General features: G+C 50.7%; 1 protein-coding gene. It reads right to left on the bottom strand.

The features are described from left to right. Positions 1-1015, bottom strand: a 1015-nt coding sequence (locus AC0QH1_RS26280) for a hypothetical protein (RefSeq protein ID WP_324634414.1), incomplete at both ends; no start/stop codon positions are given.

The following is a 1015-nucleotide window of genomic DNA, read 5'->3' as shown; positions in this document are numbered from 1 at the left end:
AGCGCAGGTCTGCATCGGCACTCATGCCAGAAATCCCTACGTTCACCCGGGTGCGATCGCTAATGTTAAACCGATAGAAATCGTAGTAGTCGCTGCTGCTGACTCGTTCGTTGATGGTTTGTCCCAAACTCAGATACCGCGCTGAGGACATGGTGTCACCTGCGGTGTCATAATACCAGTTAGTGCCCCACAGTGGTTGTGCGATCGCTTCTGCTGGGTCATCGGAGTCGATTTCTGGGATATCTTGGGGTTGGGCGATCGCTCCTTGTCCCCCATTGACTGCCTCAGTTCCATCCTCCGATACCACCGGATCGGACAGTGTGGGTAGCTCAATGACTTCCCCTTCACCGTCGCCAGCTTCAGGTAACTGGTGTTCTGCAGGATAACCCTGGGTTAATACCCCACCATTCGCTTGAAACTCTTGCCACTCTTCACCGGATAAGAATATCGCTTCCTCGGATCCATCGCCGTAGAGGATAGCACCGACACCCGCACCGCCAAAGTTAAATTCTTGGATGTAGCCATCCCCAACCCTGGCTATGCTACTGACTGGATTACCCACACGCCCTGCACCACCATAACGGGCGATCGCATCTGTAAAGGCATCAGCAACTGTTTCATCTGCTGCACCCTCCCCAGCAGAAAAGGCCACGATATTCGCTTCCAGTGTTTGCAACACTGTCTCATTTACAGAGTCGTTCAGCGCCTCTGTTAAAGTGGGCACTTGTTCCGACAACTGCTCTGCCAATTCTGTTAAATCTGGATTCTCTTTCAAAGCAACAGACTGCAATATCGCGATCGCTTCATCAAAACGTTCGTCTTCCGACTGCAAGAAAGCATTCAGTAAATGCTCTCGGTTTTCTCCTTCGTTCCAGATCCGTTCTGTTAAAAATACAAACTCCGTCTCCGGTTCATCATCAATGGGGTCTTCCTCATCAATGGGGTCATCTTCCCCGATTATTTCATCATCAATGGGGTCTTCCTCATCGATGGGGTCATCTTCCCCGATTATTTC

This window comes from Phormidium sp. CCY1219 (assembly GCF_055795085.1).
This window is presented reverse-complemented; position numbering and strand designations above follow the sequence as displayed.